This window comes from Luteimonas aestuarii, from assembly GCF_004357985.1.
Lineage (GTDB): Bacteria > Pseudomonadota > Gammaproteobacteria > Xanthomonadales > Xanthomonadaceae > Luteimonas > Luteimonas aestuarii.
Genome location: NZ_SMTF01000004.1, coordinates 132,888 through 147,904 on the forward strand (window position 1 = coordinate 132,888; position 15,017 = coordinate 147,904).

At 68.3% G+C, this 15,017-nt stretch carries 15 protein-coding genes; 8 read left to right on the forward strand and 7 right to left on the reverse strand.

Annotation, left to right across the window (positions count from 1 at the left end):
- Positions 1-43: 43 nt before the first annotated feature.
- On the reverse strand, positions 44-1,114 hold the full coding sequence (locus E2F46_RS07690; RefSeq protein ID WP_133321493.1) for a GGDEF domain-containing protein: 1,071 nt from the start codon (positions 1,112-1,114) through the stop codon (positions 44-46).
- A 143-nt stretch (positions 1,115-1,257) separates the two neighbouring features.
- On the opposite strand from E2F46_RS07690, the gene E2F46_RS07695 reads away from it, so the two are divergent.
- The 3 genes from E2F46_RS07695 (at position 1,258) to E2F46_RS07705 (ending at position 3,517) form a co-directional block, all read left to right on the forward strand.
- Positions 1,258-2,208 carry a DMT family transporter gene (locus tag E2F46_RS07695; protein ID WP_133321494.1) on the forward strand — a complete coding sequence of 317 codons (951 nt, stop codon included), beginning with the start codon at positions 1,258-1,260 and terminating at the stop codon, positions 2,206-2,208.
- 88 nt (positions 2,209-2,296) lie between these two features.
- Positions 2,297-2,818, forward strand: coding sequence for an RNA polymerase sigma factor (locus tag E2F46_RS07700; RefSeq protein WP_133321599.1), 522 nt, complete (start codon positions 2,297-2,299; stop codon positions 2,816-2,818).
- A gap of 21 nt (positions 2,819-2,839) precedes the next feature.
- On the forward strand, positions 2,840-3,517 hold the full coding sequence (locus tag E2F46_RS07705; protein ID WP_133321495.1) for a serine/threonine protein kinase: 678 nt from the start codon (positions 2,840-2,842) through the stop codon (positions 3,515-3,517).
- An 80-nt stretch (positions 3,518-3,597) separates the two neighbouring features.
- Here E2F46_RS07705 and E2F46_RS07710 read toward each other — a convergent pair whose 3' ends face one another.
- Complete coding sequence (locus E2F46_RS07710) at positions 3,598-4,083, reverse strand: DUF4019 domain-containing protein (protein ID WP_133321496.1); 486 nt, start codon at positions 4,081-4,083, stop codon at positions 3,598-3,600.
- 170 nt (positions 4,084-4,253) lie between these two features.
- On the opposite strand from E2F46_RS07710, the gene E2F46_RS07715 reads away from it, so the two are divergent.
- Both E2F46_RS07715 and E2F46_RS07720 read left to right on the forward strand, forming a co-directional pair.
- Positions 4,254-4,805 (forward strand): LemA family protein, encoded by a 552-nt coding sequence (locus tag E2F46_RS07715; RefSeq protein ID WP_133321497.1) that lies wholly within the window; start codon positions 4,254-4,256, stop codon positions 4,803-4,805.
- Positions 4,802-6,547, forward strand: coding sequence for a DUF2207 domain-containing protein (locus tag E2F46_RS07720; RefSeq protein ID WP_133321498.1), 1,746 nt, complete (start codon positions 4,802-4,804; stop codon positions 6,545-6,547). Before E2F46_RS07715 ends, E2F46_RS07720 begins: the two co-directional genes overlap by 4 nt.
- A 29-nt stretch (positions 6,548-6,576) precedes the next feature.
- On the opposite strand, the gene soxR is transcribed toward E2F46_RS07720, so the two are convergent.
- A complete protein-coding gene (soxR, locus tag E2F46_RS07725; RefSeq protein WP_279512682.1) occupies positions 6,577-7,011 on the reverse strand; it encodes a redox-sensitive transcriptional activator SoxR in 435 nt (144 codons plus the stop codon).
- 103 nt (positions 7,012-7,114) lie between these two features.
- On the opposite strand from soxR, the gene E2F46_RS07730 reads away from it, so the two are divergent.
- Positions 7,115-8,104, forward strand: coding sequence for a quinone oxidoreductase family protein (locus E2F46_RS07730; protein ID WP_207949549.1), 990 nt, complete (start codon positions 7,115-7,117; stop codon positions 8,102-8,104).
- 77 nt (positions 8,105-8,181) lie between these two features.
- Entirely contained in the window at positions 8,182-10,053 is a 1,872-nt protein-coding gene (locus E2F46_RS07735; RefSeq protein ID WP_133321500.1) for an ABC transporter ATP-binding protein, read from the forward strand.
- A 24-nt stretch (positions 10,054-10,077) separates the two neighbouring features.
- On the opposite strand, the gene E2F46_RS07740 is transcribed toward E2F46_RS07735, so the two are convergent.
- Positions 10,078-11,229, reverse strand: a complete 1,152-nt coding sequence (locus E2F46_RS07740; protein ID WP_133321501.1) for a COG3904 family protein — start codon at positions 11,227-11,229, stop codon at positions 10,078-10,080.
- A gap of 219 nt (positions 11,230-11,448) precedes the next feature.
- Positions 11,449-11,850: a DUF2177 family protein gene (locus E2F46_RS07745; RefSeq protein WP_133321502.1), complete on the reverse strand. Its 402-nt coding sequence runs from the start codon at positions 11,848-11,850 to the stop codon at positions 11,449-11,451.
- A gap of 187 nt (positions 11,851-12,037) precedes the next feature.
- On the opposite strand from E2F46_RS07745, the gene E2F46_RS07750 reads away from it, so the two are divergent.
- Positions 12,038-12,403 carry a DUF1428 domain-containing protein gene (locus E2F46_RS07750; RefSeq protein WP_133321503.1) on the forward strand — a complete coding sequence of 122 codons (366 nt, stop codon included), beginning with the start codon at positions 12,038-12,040 and terminating at the stop codon, positions 12,401-12,403.
- 101 nt (positions 12,404-12,504) lie between these two features.
- Here the strand turns inward: E2F46_RS07750 and E2F46_RS07755 are convergent, their stop codons facing one another.
- Complete coding sequence (locus tag E2F46_RS07755; RefSeq protein WP_133321504.1) at positions 12,505-13,389, reverse strand: ATP-grasp domain-containing protein; 885 nt, start codon at positions 13,387-13,389, stop codon at positions 12,505-12,507.
- A gap of 108 nt (positions 13,390-13,497) precedes the next feature.
- Positions 13,498-14,940 carry an MATE family efflux transporter gene (locus E2F46_RS07760; RefSeq protein ID WP_133321505.1) on the reverse strand — a complete coding sequence of 481 codons (1,443 nt, stop codon included), beginning with the start codon at positions 14,938-14,940 and terminating at the stop codon, positions 13,498-13,500.
- Positions 14,941-15,017: the final 77 nt, after the last annotated feature.

Genomic DNA, 15,017 nt, shown 5'->3' on the forward strand with positions numbered 1-15,017 from the left:
GAAAGCGCGTGGCGCGCATCCCGCGCGGCACGGCCGCAAAGCGTCAGCCAACCACCACCTGGTCCCGGCCCGCGCGCTTGGCGGCGTACATCGCCTCGTCGGCGCGCTTGAACATGGCCTCGACCGTATCGTCGCGGCGACGGAACTGGGCCACGCCAATGCTCACCGTCACCGGCAAACCCACCGGCAACATGGCGATCGACTGGCGGACGAACTCGCACTGCAACCGCGCCTCGTCGGCATTGCAATCCGCGAGCAGCAGCACGAACTCCTCGCCGCCATGGCGTGCAGCGAGGCCATTTCCGGCGAACTGCGAGCGCAGCATCCCGCCGATCGCCACCAGCACCTCGTCGCCCATCGCGTGCCCGTGGATATCGTTGATGGTCTTGAAATGGTCGATGTCCAGCATCGCCACCGACAAATGCTGCCCATCGCGCAGCGAACGCTCCATCGCCATCGACAGCGCCGCCGCGAACGCGCGCCGGTTGGGCAGGCCGGTGAGGGGATCGGTGCGGGTCTGCTCGGCCAGGTCCGCGTTCTGCTGCTCCAGTTCGTCCTGGTAGTGCTGCAACTGCTGTTCGTACCATTCTCGCTCGCGCAGCTGCAATCCCAGCGCACGGCTGACGCGACGCAGTTCCAGCAGCCGCGTGACCTGTCGCGACAGCGCCTGCATGGCCTCGACCTGGTAGGGCTCGAGCTGCCGCGGCTTGTCGTCCATCACGCACAGCGTCCCCAGCGCGAACCCCTCGCTGGTCACCAACGGCGCGCCGGCATAGAAACGGATGCCGTCGGGCGCCGTGACATACGGGTTGCCGGAGAAGCGCGCATCGGCGGTGGCGTCGTCGACGATGGTCATCGCATCCGGCTGAAGGATGGCGTGGGCGCAAAATGCGCAGTCGCGGCTGGTCTGCGCGTCGTCGATGCCCACCCGCGCCTTGAACCACTGCCGGTCGCTGTCGACCAGGCTCACCGTGGCCATTGGCACCGCGCAGATCGCCGCGGCGATCGCGACCAGGTCGTCGAAGCCCTGCTCGGGGGCGCTGTCGAGGATGTCGAGGCTCTGCAGCGCCTGCAGCCGCCCCTGCTCGTTGTCCGGTTTGGAGGGTTTGATCATGCCTGGTCGTGACGCGGGCCCGCGCCGAGTATGCCATCGGTACGCGTGTGTCCCGCGTCGGCACCAATCCGGAAACCGCGACCATCCGCACGTTGCGTGCCCGGACGCAGCTATGCTGGCGATTGTCGACCCGTTGCCTCCGCATGACCTCGCACGACCCCGCCCGAACCGCCCACCTGCAGATCCACCTCTGCGTGCTGTTGTGGGGCTTCACCGCCATCCTCGGCAAGCTGATCACCCTGGCGGCCCTGCCGCTGGTGTGGTGGCGCATGCTGTTGGTCGTTGCGGCCCTGCTGCTGGTGCCACGCGTCTGGCGCGGATTGCGCGCGATGCCGGCCCGGTTGATGCTGGCCTATGCGGGCGTCGGCGTGCTGGTGGCCCTGCACTGGCTGACGTTCTACGGCGCGATCAAGCTGGCCAATGCCTCGGTCGCCGCCACCTGCATGGCGCTGGCGACGGTGTTCACCGCGCTGGTGGAACCGCGCCTGGCGAACCGCCGCTTCTCGCGCACCGAGCTGCTGCTCGGCATCGCGGTGCTGCCAGGCGTGGCGATGGTCGTGGGCGGCCTGTCGCCGGACATGCGCATCGGCGTGGCGGTGGGTGCGCTTTCGTCCCTGTTCGTCGCCTTCTTCGCCTCGCTCAACAAGCGATTGGTGCAACACGCCGACCCGCTCACCGTGACCACGGTGGAACTCGGCGCCGGCACAGTCGCACTGACGCTGCTGGCGCCGGCGATGCCGTGGATATTCCCCGCCTTCGCCGGCGACCTGCTGGTGCTGCCATCGACCGGGGATGCCGGTTGGCTGCTGCTGCTCGCCTTCGCCTGCACCCTGTTCCCGTTCGCGCTGTCGTTGGTGGCACTGCGCCACATCAGCGCATTCACCGCACAGATGGCGGTGAACCTGGAGCCGGTCTACGCCATCGTGCTTGCGATGCTGCTGCTGGGCGAACAGCATGAACTGACCGGGCTGTTCTACGCAGGCGTGGCGATCATCCTGATGGCGGTGTTCGCACATCCCCTGCTGCAGCGGCCGCGCCGGATCGACCATGTCGAGGTGCTGGGCACGTCCGAGGCCAAGCGCATCGGCGATTGAATCCAGCCCACGGCGACTGTGACATTCCGCCTGCCGGCGCGAACCACCCGGCATGACAGGCATCACCACCCCCGCAGGCAGCGAGCACATGGACCACACCGGGCGGCGCACGGCACGCGAGACCGAGCAGGCGTTCCCCGCGCTCCTCGATCGCCATCGCGGCATCGTGCTGAAGGTGGCCGCCACCTATGCACGCGATCCGCACGACCGCGCCGACCTGGCGCAGGAGATCGCCGCGCAGCTGTGGCGGGCATGGCCGCGCCATGACGCCACGCGCAGTTTCCCGACCTGGATGTACCGCATCGCGCTGAACGTCGCCATCGACCATGTGCGGGCCACGGCGCGACGCAGCCGCCATTCGGTGCCGCTGGACGAAGCGCTGCACGAGGTCGCCGATCCGGTCGATGCCGGCCATGAGGCGCGCGCCGGCGTACAGGCGCTGCTGCGCTTCATCGACGCACAGAAGCCGCTCGACCGTGCCCTGTTGATGCTCTACCTCGAGGAGTGCAGCACGCGCGAGATCGCCGAGGTACTGGGGCTGTCGGAAAGCAACGTCACCACGAAGGTGAACCGCCTCAAGCAGCGCATCCGCGACCACGTCGCCCGCTGAGACCATCCACACGACTTGCCGATGGACACGACCATGGAACTCGACGAACTCAAGCGCGCCTGGCAGTCGCTGGGCCGCCAGCTGGAACGCCACGACGCGATCCAGCTCCAGCTGCTGCGCGACAGCAAGCTCGACAAGGCCCGCCGCAGCCTGCGCCCGCTGCTCTGGGGGCAATGCCTGCAACTCTTGCTCGGCGTCGGCCTGATCGCGCTGGGCGTGGCCTGCTGGACGCGCAGCACCGACATGCCCGCCCTGCTGGCGACGGGCATTGTGGTGCACGCCTTCGGCGTGGCCCACGTCGCGCTTGCCGGCATCGTCATGGGACTGGCCGGCAGCATCGACTACGGCGCGCCGGTGTTGGATATCCACAAGCGCACGGCGCTGCTGATGCGACTGCAGGCGATCAACGGCCACGTGTGCGGCGCGCCTTGGTGGGTGATGTGGGTCGTGGTGGTGGTGGCCTTCGCCGGGCTGGGCGACGGCATCGACCCCACGGCATCGGTGCCGGCGTGGATATCGATCAGCCTGGCCGTCGGCGTCGCAGGATTGCTGGCGACGTGGGGATGGTCGCTGTGGTCATGGCGCACGCGCCGGCGCGCGATGCCGGGTGCGGACACCGCGGACCGTGCCGACGGTTGCGACGGCATCCGCCGCAGCCAGCGGCACCTCGAGGAACTGGCGCGGTTCGAGCGCGAGTGAACCCGGTCCGTGCGGATACGATCAGCAACGAAAACGGGCGGCATGGGCCGCCCGTCGGGTAGTGCAGACGACGGCAACGATCAGCGCAAGGTGTAGCCGCTGACACGCCAGGTGCGGTCGTCGTCGAGCCGGAACGACACCAGCTCGCGGACCGGCTGCGGCTGGTTGGCGAAGGTGGTCTCGGACTGCACGTTGATGTACAGGCCTTCGGGCACCGGGCCGCCGGCTTCGCCCTGGGTGCGCGAGACCTGAGGGTTGGCGCGGCCGGACACGGCACCCAGCGCAGTGCGATCGCTGGTGATCTGGCGGACGAAGTCGTCCTTCGACACCGCTTGCTGCATCACCGGCGACGCGCCATCCCAGATTTCGCCAATGCGGTTGGCATCGACCAGTTGCATGACCTGAAGCGCCGCCTGGGACATCTCGGCATCCTGGCGCGCAAGCTGTGCCTGCTGTTCCTCGGTCAGTTGCGGTGCCTGTCCGGCCTGGGGCGAAGGCTGCTGGGCGAAAGCGGGGCCGGCGGTCAGGCACAGGGCAGCCACCAGCAGGAAATACGGCATCTTCATGGGATTCTTCTGGCTCCATCCATTGGTTTGGTGCCGGCGAGTTTACGCCAGTCGGCCTCGGCTGCGGCAACCACCCGTGAACCGGCTTCCGCTACGCTTCCGGTCACGTCCCGGCCGCTGCCGCTGTCCTTCTGGTGCGACTCCGGCCGTTCTGGAACCTGAACATGACGATGCCAACGCTCATCCTGCTGATCGCCCTGGCTGCCGCCCTGGGCTGGGCCGTAGCCGTGTACAACCGCCTGGTGCGCCTGCGCAACCAGGTGCGGACCGCATGGGCCGACATCGACGTGCAGCTGATCCGCCGCCACGACCTGGTGCCCCAGCTGGTGTCGGCCGTCGGCGCGTATGCCGGCCACGAACGCGCCGTGCTGGAGGCGGTGACCGAACTGCGCGCGCGCGCGCTGGCAGAGACCGATCGCGCCCGCCTGGCCGGCATGGAAGACGCACTGGAGCGCGCCATCGGCAAACTGCTGGTGCTGAAGGAGGCGTATCCGGACCTCAAGGCCAGCGACAATTTCCAGCAGCTGCAGCGTGATCTGGTGGACGTGGAAGAGCACTTGCAGTACGCCCGCCGCTTCTACAACGGCGCCGTGCGCGAGCACAACGACGCCATCCAGCGTGTCCCAGACCTGCTGCTGGCACGCCCGCTCGGCTTTGTCGCGCAGGATTTCTTCGAAGCCGGCGACGCGCAGCGTGCCGCCATCCGGGTGGAACTGCCATGAGGCACCTGCTTTCCTTGCTGTTCTTCGCGGCGCTGCTCGCGATCGCAACGCCGGTCGCCGCGCAGGAGCGCATCCTGTCCTACGACAGCGACGTGCAGGTCAACGGCGACGCCAGCCTCGACGTGACCGAACGGATCCGCGTACGCGCCGAAGGCAGCCAGATCCGCCGCGGCATCTATCGCGACTTCCCGACGCGCTATCGCGATCGCCGCGGCAATCGCGTGGTGGTGGACCTGGAGGTGCTGGAGGTATTGCGCGACGGGCAACCGGAACCCTGGTTCACCGAACGCCGCGACAACGGCGTGCGCATCAACACCGGCAACGATGACTTCCTGCCGGTACCGGCGGAATTCACCTACACACTGCGCTACCGCACCACCCGGCAACTGGGCTTCTTCGACGCGCATGACGAGTTGTACTGGAATGCGATCGGAACCGGCTGGGACTTCGCCATCGAGGGTGGCACGACCGAAGTGCGCCTGCCGCAGCCCGTGCCGGTCGCCGAGCTCGAAGCCGAGGCCTACACAGGCGTGCAGGGTGCGCAAGGCGATGGCTATGTGGCGGAACTGCCCTCGCCCGGCATCGCGCGCTACACCCTCACCCGCCCGCTGCATCCACGCGAAGGGTTCACCACCGTGCTCTCGTTTCCCAAGGGCGTGGTGATCGAACCGTCGGACGCGCAGAAGGCCTGGTGGCTGTTGCGCGACAACCGCGCCGGCCTGGTCGCGCTGGCCGGCCTGATGGTGCTCCTGGTGTTCAGCATCGTCCGTTGGCGGCAGGTGGGCCGCGATCCGCCTCCGGGGCCCGTCGTGGTGCAGTACGATCCGCCGGACGACCTGTCTCCTTCCGCGCTGCGCTACATCCGGAGACGTGGCCATGACACGCCGTGTTTCTCCGCGGACGTGTTGTCGCTGGCGGTGGGTGGACACCTCGGCATCCATCGCGACAAGGGCCTGCTGAAGGACGACTGGACGCTGGAGCGCACTGGCGCAGGGGGACGCACGCATGGACCCGAGCAGGATGCGCTGCTGTCCCACCTGTTCGCGGGTGGCGACCGTATCGAATTGAAGAACACCAATGCCGCGACGATGCAGAAGGCCATGGCCGCGCACAGCCGCGCGTTGCAGCAGCGGTTCAAGGGACGCATGTTCAATACCAACGGCGGCTCGGCCCTGCTGGCCTTTCTGATCGCGCTGGCGTTCTCCGTGCCCGCCATGATCATCGCCGCGAGCACCGGCTCGGGGCTGCTGCTGGCGATCCCGCTGGTGGCTGCGATGTTCGCGGTTGCTTTCGTGTTCGCCATCCTGGTGGCTGCGCCGACGCAGGAAGGTCGCAGGATGCTCGATCGCATCGAAGGCCTGCGCCGCTACCTCGGCGTGGCCGAGAAACAGGACCTGCAGCGGCTGCAGGGACCCGGTCGCGATGAGCCGGCGCTCGACGCCGCGCGATTCGAGTTCCTGCTGCCGTATGCCGTTGCGCTGGGCGTGGAAGAAGCCTGGACGAAGAAGTTCACGCTGGCCGTCGGCGCTGCTGCAGCAGCCGCCGCCACGTCTGCCATCGCGTGGTACCACGGCAGCGGACGCAGCGGCATTGGCGACCTGGGCAGCTTCAGCAAGTCGATCGGCAGCAGCCTCGCCTCCCAGATCGCATCATCCTCATCGCCACCGGGCAGTTCGTCCGGTGGTGGCGGAGGCGGATTCTCCGGCGGCGGCGGCGGTGGCGGCGGCGGCGGCGGCCGCTGACGTGCCGCACGTGCCGGTCGCACCGTAATTCAACGAGACGACAGGCTGCTGCCCGGGCCGCGGCGGCCCATGCGATCACCCGGGTTGCGCAACGGGCATTGCTTCAACGACAGGCAGCCGCAACCGATGCATCCGTCCAGCTGGTCGCGCAGGCGCTGCAGTCCTTCGATCCGCGCATCCAGTTCCTTCCGCCATGCCCTCGACAGGCGCTTCCAGTCGCTGGCTGTCGGCGCCCGTCCGTCGGGCAGCGTCGACAGCGCCTCGCGGATCTCGAGCAACGACATGCCCGTGTGCTGCGCCGCACGGATCACCGCGATCCGCCGCAGCACGTCACGGGCATAGCGTCGCTGGTTGCCCGCACTGCGCCAGCCGTGGATCAGGCCATTGCGTTCGTAGAAGTGCAGCGTCGAAACCGCCACGCCTGTGCGCGCGGCGACTTCACCGACACCAAGTTCCTGCGGCAATGCCGCTGCACGTGTCGCCTCGCCAGGCATGGCCTCCTCCGCTTGACCTCAATCAATGTTGAGGTTTTACCCTTCCCGGACCGATCCTTCAACCGGAGACCACATGCCTCGCACCACGCCGGCCATCGCCGCGGACACCATGCACGCCATCGCCCTGCTGCGGCATGGCGGCGTCGAACAGCTGCGGTCTCACGTGCTTCCGATCCCGCGGCCCGGACCCGGCCAGCTGCTGCTGCGCGTGCACGCCGCAGGGGTCGGGCGTTGGGACATCCTCGAGCGCGAAGGGGTCTTCGCCCTGCAACGCAATCGCCGCACTCGGTTCCCGCACGTGGGTGGCTCGGAAGGCGCCGGCGTGGTGGTGGCGACGGGCATCCGTGCCGCCGGTTTCGAGGAGGGCGACCGCGTCTACGGCCTGGTCGCCCATCGCAGCCCGATGGCAGGCTTCCACGCCGAGTTCGCGTTGGTGGACACCGACTACGCCCGCCTTGTCCCACGCCGCATGTCGATGGACCAGGCCGCGGTGTTGCCGGTCGACGGCGGCATCGCGCTGCGCGGGTTGCGCGACATCCTGGAGTTGCAAGGTGGCGAGGCGCTGGCTCTGTTCGGCGCCAGTGGCGGGATGGGCCACCTGGCGCTGCAACTCGCCAAGCGGATGGGCGCGCGCGTGCTGGCCATCGCGTCCGGCGAGGACGGCGTGCGCATGGCATCGCGACTGGGTGCCGACGCGGCGATCGATGGCAGGCGCGACGACATTGCAGTCGCCATGCGGCAATTCGCCCCCGGCGGCCTGGATGCCGCGCTGCTGACGGCTGGCGGCGACGGCGCCGCGCAGGTGGTCCGTGCCATGCCCCGGAATGCACGCATGGCATGGCCGCATGGCGTCGTGCCGCCTCCCGAGACAGTCGACTTGCCGCAGGCCAGGGCCTATGCGGCGGGCTACGGCCCTGCATTGATGGAAGACCTGCACGCCCTGGTGGTGCAAGGCCCACTGATGCCCCATGTCTCGCGCCGGTTCCCCCTGGAACGCATCGCCGAAGCGCAGCACGCGCTCGGGGCGCACCACCTCGGCCGCATCGCGGTCTCCACGCTGTGAGTCCGGCCGACGCGGCGCCAAGCGACGACCACCGGGATGCGGGACAATGGCGCCCCGCCCACACCCGGCCATTCTCCGTGTTCCGCTGGTTCGAACGCCGCATCGACCCCTTCCCGAACGACCCGCCCGCGCAGCCTCCCGGCAGCCTGTATGCGTTCTGCCGCCACTACACGCGCGGCACCGAACCCTGGCTGTTGCTGATGGCGCTGACCACGGCCGGCATCGCCATCGCGGAGCTGGCGCTGTACGCCTACGTCGGCTCGCTGGTCGATCGCCTGGGCAGCACCACGCCGGCCACCTTCCTCGAGGCCGAAGGCGCGCGCCTGTTGTGGATGGGCGTGCTGGTCCTGTTCGCCCTGCCGCTCATGGTGCTGCTCAACTCGCTGGTGCAGCACCAGACCCTGCTGGGCAACTTCCCCATGCGCATCCGCTGGAACGTGCATCGCTACCTGCTGCGGCAGTCGATGGGCTATTTCCAGGACGAGTTCGCCGGGCGCATCGCCACCAAGCTGATGCAGACCTCGCTGGCGGTGCGCGAGACGGTGATCAAGCTGCTGGACATCGGCAATTACGTGCTGGTGTTCTTCGTCGGCACGCTGGCGGTGGCCGCCGCCGCCGACTGGCGGATGATGCTGCCGTTCCTGGGCTGGTTCATCGCCTACGCGGGGCTGATGCGCCTGTTCGTGCCGCGGATGGAGCGCATCTCGCGCAGGCAGGCCGATGCCCGCTCGGTGATGACCGGGCGCATCGTCGACAGCTATACCAACATCGCCACGGTCAAGCTGTTCTCGCACTCCCGGCGCGAACAGGCCTACGCACACGAAGCCATGGATGGCTTCCTCAACACCGTGTATCCGCAGATGCGGCTGGCCACGTGGGTCTATGGCCTGCTGTACGCGATGAACATGGTGCTGCTGTTCGCGACCGTCGGCCTGGGCCTGTGGTTGTGGCACCAGGGCGCGGTGACCGCGGGCGCGGTGGCCGTCTCGATCGCGCTGGTGCTGCGCATCCTGGGCATGTCGCAGTGGATCATGTGGGAGCTGTCGGCATTGTTCGAGAACATCGGCACCGTGCACGACGGCATCAACTCGATCTCGCTGCCGCCGACCGTGGACGACGCCCCCGGCGCGCCGGCCCTGGCGCGCGTGCACGGCGACGTGCGCTTCGAGGACGTCAGCTTCCACTATGGCAAGGACAGCGGCGTCATCGAGGGACTGGACCTGCACATCCGCCCGGGCGAGAAGATCGGCGTGGTCGGCCGCTCCGGCGCGGGCAAGTCGACCCTGGTCAACCTGCTGCTGCGCTTCCATGACCGCGAGCGCGGCCGCATCCTCATCGACGGCACCGACATCGCCAGCGTGCAGCAGGACACGCTGCGCGCGCAGGTCGGCGTGGTCACGCAGGACACATCGCTGCTGCACCGCTCGGTACGCGACAACATCCTCTATGGCCGTCCCGACGCCAGCGAGGACGAGATGGTGGAAGCCGCCCGCCAGGCACGCGCGCACGAGTTCATCCTCGAACTGTCCGACAGCCACGGCCGCCGCGGCTACGACGCGCACGTCGGCGAGCGCGGCGTGAAGCTCTCCGGCGGCCAGCGCCAGCGCATCGCCATCGCACGCGTGCTGTTGAAGAACGCGCCGATCCTGGTGCTGGACGAGGCTACGTCGGCACTGGATTCAGAGGTCGAGGCCGCGATCCAGGAGAACTTCCAGCGGCTGATGGAAGGCAAGACGGTCATTGCGATCGCGCACCGGCTGTCGACCATCGCCGCAATGGACAGGCTGATCGTGATGGACCACGGCCGCATCGTCGAACAAGGCGGCCACGATGCGCTGGTGGCGGCCGGCGGGATCTACTCGCAACTGTGGCGGCGGCAGTCGGGTGGGTTCATCGATTGCGGCGGCGAAGCCGCAACGGTCGGCCAGCGAGACGCCAGCGAAGCGTGACCCACAGGCGCGGCTGGCGACGGTTCAGCCGCCGCCGGCCGGCGAAGAGACGCCGGCACCCGCGTCGACGCTCGCCGAGCCCTGTTGCGCCGCATCGGCGCCGGGTGTCGAAAACACATCGGCCACGCTGTCGAACTCCGACAGCGGGCTTTCCGCCGGGCAGGCGCTATCGGGGAAGCCGAAGTCCGCGCGCAGTTCGACGCCGCAGGCATTGAGTGCATCGAGTTCGAGGTCGGGACGCTTGCAGCGCGTGTCGAACGCACGCACGAAGGCGTCGCGCCGCGCCACGAAATCCTGCCCGCACTTGCGCATCAACGCCAGTCGATCCAGGTCGTCCTGCACCGGGTTGATGCCGTCCAGTCCGTACTCCTGCAACTCCTGCGGCGTCAGCAGCCGGAGGTTGCGGTTGGGCACGGCCATCATCAGGTCGGCCACCGCCGTCGCCACGCCGTTGCGCTCGAAGTAATCGCGTACGCGGCCGTAGACCGCGCGCAGTTCGGTGTTCAGTTCGACGCGCGTGGTCGCCGTCGAACTCATGCGGATGATGCGATGGATGCCGACGCGGCCGCTGATCATGCGCACGTCGCCCGCGCCCAGCACGAAGACGCAGGAACTGTGGCACACAGAACCTTCGCGTACCCAGATGGTCCAGCGCGAGCCGCCGATGGCATCGCCGGCTCGGATCGCGTCTTCCACCATGCCGCCGCTGGAGTCGATGTCCAGCACGCGTTTGTCCACGCCGAGGTCGTCGGCCACCAGCGCCACGCGCTGCATCAGTGCGGTGAAATCCGCCGCGATCTTGCCTTCGTAGCGCAGCCGCAGCACGCCGCGCTCCATGCAAGGCGACAGCGCGGCATCGACGGTCTCCCGCTCCAGCCCCGGCAACGGTTCGCCGTCGCCGGCCGCGTAATCCAGCTCGCAACTGATCCGCGCGGTCCCGGAAGCGAGCTCCAACGGTGCCCAATCCATCGGTAGCGGTACGCCCGGCTGCGGCTTCGACACGCCATTGGGCTGCGCGCCGTTGACGGGCTCGACCGGCGCGGTACTGACCGCACCGCCATCTTCCGGGCTGGCCACCTCGACGGTTTCAGCGACAACCGGCACGGCTTCCTGCTGCACCTGGCAGCCCACCGCGACGGCACACAGCAGCGACGGAAGCAGGCAGCGGGCAAGCATCGGAAACGCGGTCCTCGGACGTCGGCTGGGTTGGCCACAAGTGTAGTGGCGCGCCCGTGCGCGAGCCGAACGCGGGATGAACTCAACCCGTGCAGGCCGGAGCCCATGCCCCGCCGCTCCAGCGGTCGATCAGCCGCGCTGCCTGGTGGACGCGGGCATCCGCCCCGGGCGGAGATTCCAGAGCCTGTCGAAGCGGTCGGCACATGCCGCCCCTGGGCATCAGGGGTGGAAAAAGGCCCTGGCCAGCAGGAAGGTGGCCACCGACACCGTCGCGCACAGCACCATGCCCCAGGCCAGGTCCACCACGGTCACCAGCACCGGCCAGTCACGGGTCAGGGCCTGGTTGGTCAGGTCATAAGCGGCATAGGTGACCAGCCCGAAGAACGCGCCGGCGAACAGGGCGTGCCGCCCGGACTCCTTCGCCAGTGCCGGTTGCACCACGAAGAACACGATCCCGGCCACGAACAGCGCGTAGAACAGCCCCGCCGCCAGCCAGTTGGGTTTGTCCGCCAGCAGCCAGCCGATCTGGCTGCGGTAGAACTTCCGCGAAACCACGCCCAGCCACAGCCCGTCCAGCGCGAGGAAGACGGGCAAGGCGATCAGGTAGAGCTTGAGCCACATGGGCCATTCCCGTGGGCAGCGGCGGAGGGTCGCATTGTCCGCCGCTGCCGCGTCGACGCCGCGTTAATTCCCCACGGCGGACGCTGGCCATCCAGTCGGCATGTCGATCCATGCCCCGCCCGTTCGTCGCCCTGGCAGGTACCGCCACAACCGGGCCCTAGCCACCCTTCAACAGGAGTCCTGCGCCATGTCCTATTTCGACGGTTTCGTCATTGCCGTTCCCACGGCCAACAAGCAGCAGTTCATCGACCACGCCACCCAGTTCAACCCGGTGTTCATCGAATTCGGCGCGCTCCGCGTCGTGGAGAACTGGGGCGACGATGTGCCCGACGGCAAGGTCACGGATTTCCGCGGCGCGGTGAAAGCCACCGCCGACGAGACCGTGGTGTTTTCCTTCGTCGAGTGGCCCGACAAGGCCACGCGCGATGCCGGCATGAAGAAGATGATGGAAGACCCGCGGATGGACCCGTCCAATCCCGACAACCCGCCGATGCCGTTCGACGGCAAGCGGATGATCTTCGGCGGCTTCGACAACGTGTTCGATCTGAGCTGATTCCAACCCGGGTGAAACTGCGCACTGCACACCGGCTACAGCGTCGTACGCGCAAGCGTCGGGGCGCACGTCCCGGGCGTGCGGGTGCGCGGCATTCGGGATCAGAGCAATGCGCCCAATGCCCTGGCGAATCCCGCCCCTGCCTGTGGATCGACGCCGAGGTAGAAGTCGGGTTCGATCAGCTCGGCCTCCATCAGCCACCAGCCGCCATCCGCGGCTGGCACCACATCGATGCGTGCGTACAGCAGCGGTGCGTCGATGGCCGCCAGCGTCTGTTCCGCCAGCGCCAACGCGCCCTTGGGCGGTTCCAGCAGTACGGTGTACCGCCCGCCGTGTTCTTCCTGCACGCGGAAATCGCCGGGCACCGGCCGCTTGTTGACCACGTGGCTCAGGCGACCGCCGAAGAACAGCAGGGATGTCTCGCCTGCGCTGGCGATTTCCGGCAGGTAGGGCTGGACCAGCATGGTCATGCCCTCGGCTTCCCGTAGCGCGGCCTCGATCGCGGGATCACCGCGACGAAGGCGTCGGGTCTTCCACGCGCCACCCGAGACCGACGGCTTGACGATCAGTTCGTCGGCCCCGGTTTCGTCGAAGGCCTCTTCGATCTGCGCACGGGTCAGCGCATCGGTCCACTGCGTGTACGGCAGCGGCACGCCGCGCGCGGCGAGTTCCGCGAGGTAGCGCTTGTCGGAATTCCACGCCAGCACACTGGCCGCGTTCGACATCGCGAGGCCTGCGGCCTCCCAGGCGCCGCAGGCGCGCAGCCAGCGCGCGTGGTCCTGGTGGTAGCCCCAGCACAGCAGTGGCAGCACCCGCGCGTAGGCACGCAGGCCGTCGGCGCTGTCGACATGCCCCGTCCATGGCGTGGGCGTGGCGATGATGCCTTCCAGCGACAGCGCGCGTTGCAGCCGTTCCAGCACCCTGCGCCACGGCCCCTCGGCATCCTTGATGGCGGGATCCGGCGTGAGTATGGCGATCTCGGACATGGGCGCTCCGCGCGTGGCTGACGCGCAGTATCGCCGATCCGACGACACTCGCGCCGAAATGCGACGACGCAGGCAACGAGCGGCGGCGGCGCGCAGCGCACGCCGCGATCACACCACCGCGGTCTTCCAGCGTCCGCGGGTGAACAACCACAGCGTGAACAGGCCCACCGCCGTCTCGGATACGAACACGCCCCAGAACACGCCGCTGTGCTGCCAGCCCAGCCCCATCGCAAGCCACCAGCACAGCGGGATCTGGATCAGCCAGAAGAACACCAGGTTGATCTTGGTGGGGGTGACCGTATCGCCGGCGCCGTTGAACGCCTGCACGGCCACCATCCACCAGCCGTACACGAACAACGAGTACGACAGGATGCGCAGCCACTCGCCGCCGATGGCGATGACGCGCGGATCGTCGCTGAAGATCGCCACGATCGGGTCGTGGAACAGGAAGAACGCCAGCGACACGCACACCGTGTAGGCCATGTTGTACCAGCCGATATGCCACACCGCCGATTCGGCGCGCGCAGCCTGCCCGGCGCCAAGGTTCTGGCCGACCAGCGTGGCCGCGGCATTGGACATGCCCCAGGCCGGCATCAGCGTGAACATCATGACGCGGATGGCAATCGTCGCTCCGGCCACCGCCTCGCTGCCGATGCTGGCCAGGATGCGCATCAGGAAGATCCACGCCGTCATCGCCACGATCATCTGGCCGATGCCGCCGAACGAGGTGCGCAGGATGTTCCACAGCACCCCCACGTGCAGCGCCAGCTGAGAGCCCAGCACGCGGATGTGCTTGCCGCCGCGGAACAGGATCCACAGCTGCATCAGCACGCCTACGCCACGGCCGATGTTGGTGGCGATGGCCGCGCCCTCGATGCCCATCGCCGGGATCGGGCCCAGGCCGAAGATCAGGATCGGGTCGAGCACGATGTTCAGGCCGTTGGCCACCCACAGCACGCGCATCGCGATGGCCGCATCGCCGGCGCCGCGGAAGATCGCATTGATCACGAACAGCAGCATGATCACCGCGTTCCCGCCCAGCATCCATTGCGTATAGCGGTAGCCGTGCTCCAGGGTCCAGGCATCCGCGCCCATCAGCCGCAACAGGTCCTGCGCCCAGACGATGCCGATCACGGCGAATGGCATCGACACCAGGACCGCGATCCAGATCGCCTGCACCGCGGAGATCGATGCTTCCTCGCGCCTGTCCTCGCCGACGCGACGCGCCACCACCGCCGTCACCGCCATCGCCAGCCCCATCGCGATGGAGTACAGCAGGAACAGGAAGGTTTCGGTCAGACCCACCGTCGCCACGGCAGACGAGCCGAGCTTGCCCACGAAGAAGATGTCCACCACCGCGAAGGTGGCTTCCAGCACCAGCTCCAGCACCATCGGCACCGACAGCAGGAACACCGCGCGGCGCAGCGGGATGCGGGTGTAGTCGGCATTGGTGCCGCGGATGGCATCGCGCAACGCGGCCCAGGCCGACGCCGGGGGTGCGGGCATCGCCGCCGTGGCCGCGTCCCCGCCGCCGGTCTGTTCCGTACTCATGCCGTGTCCTTGTCGCCGCGCGGGCGGGATGGTAGCAGCGACGCAGGGCGCCCGTGCTCCCGGACACGACGATCAGG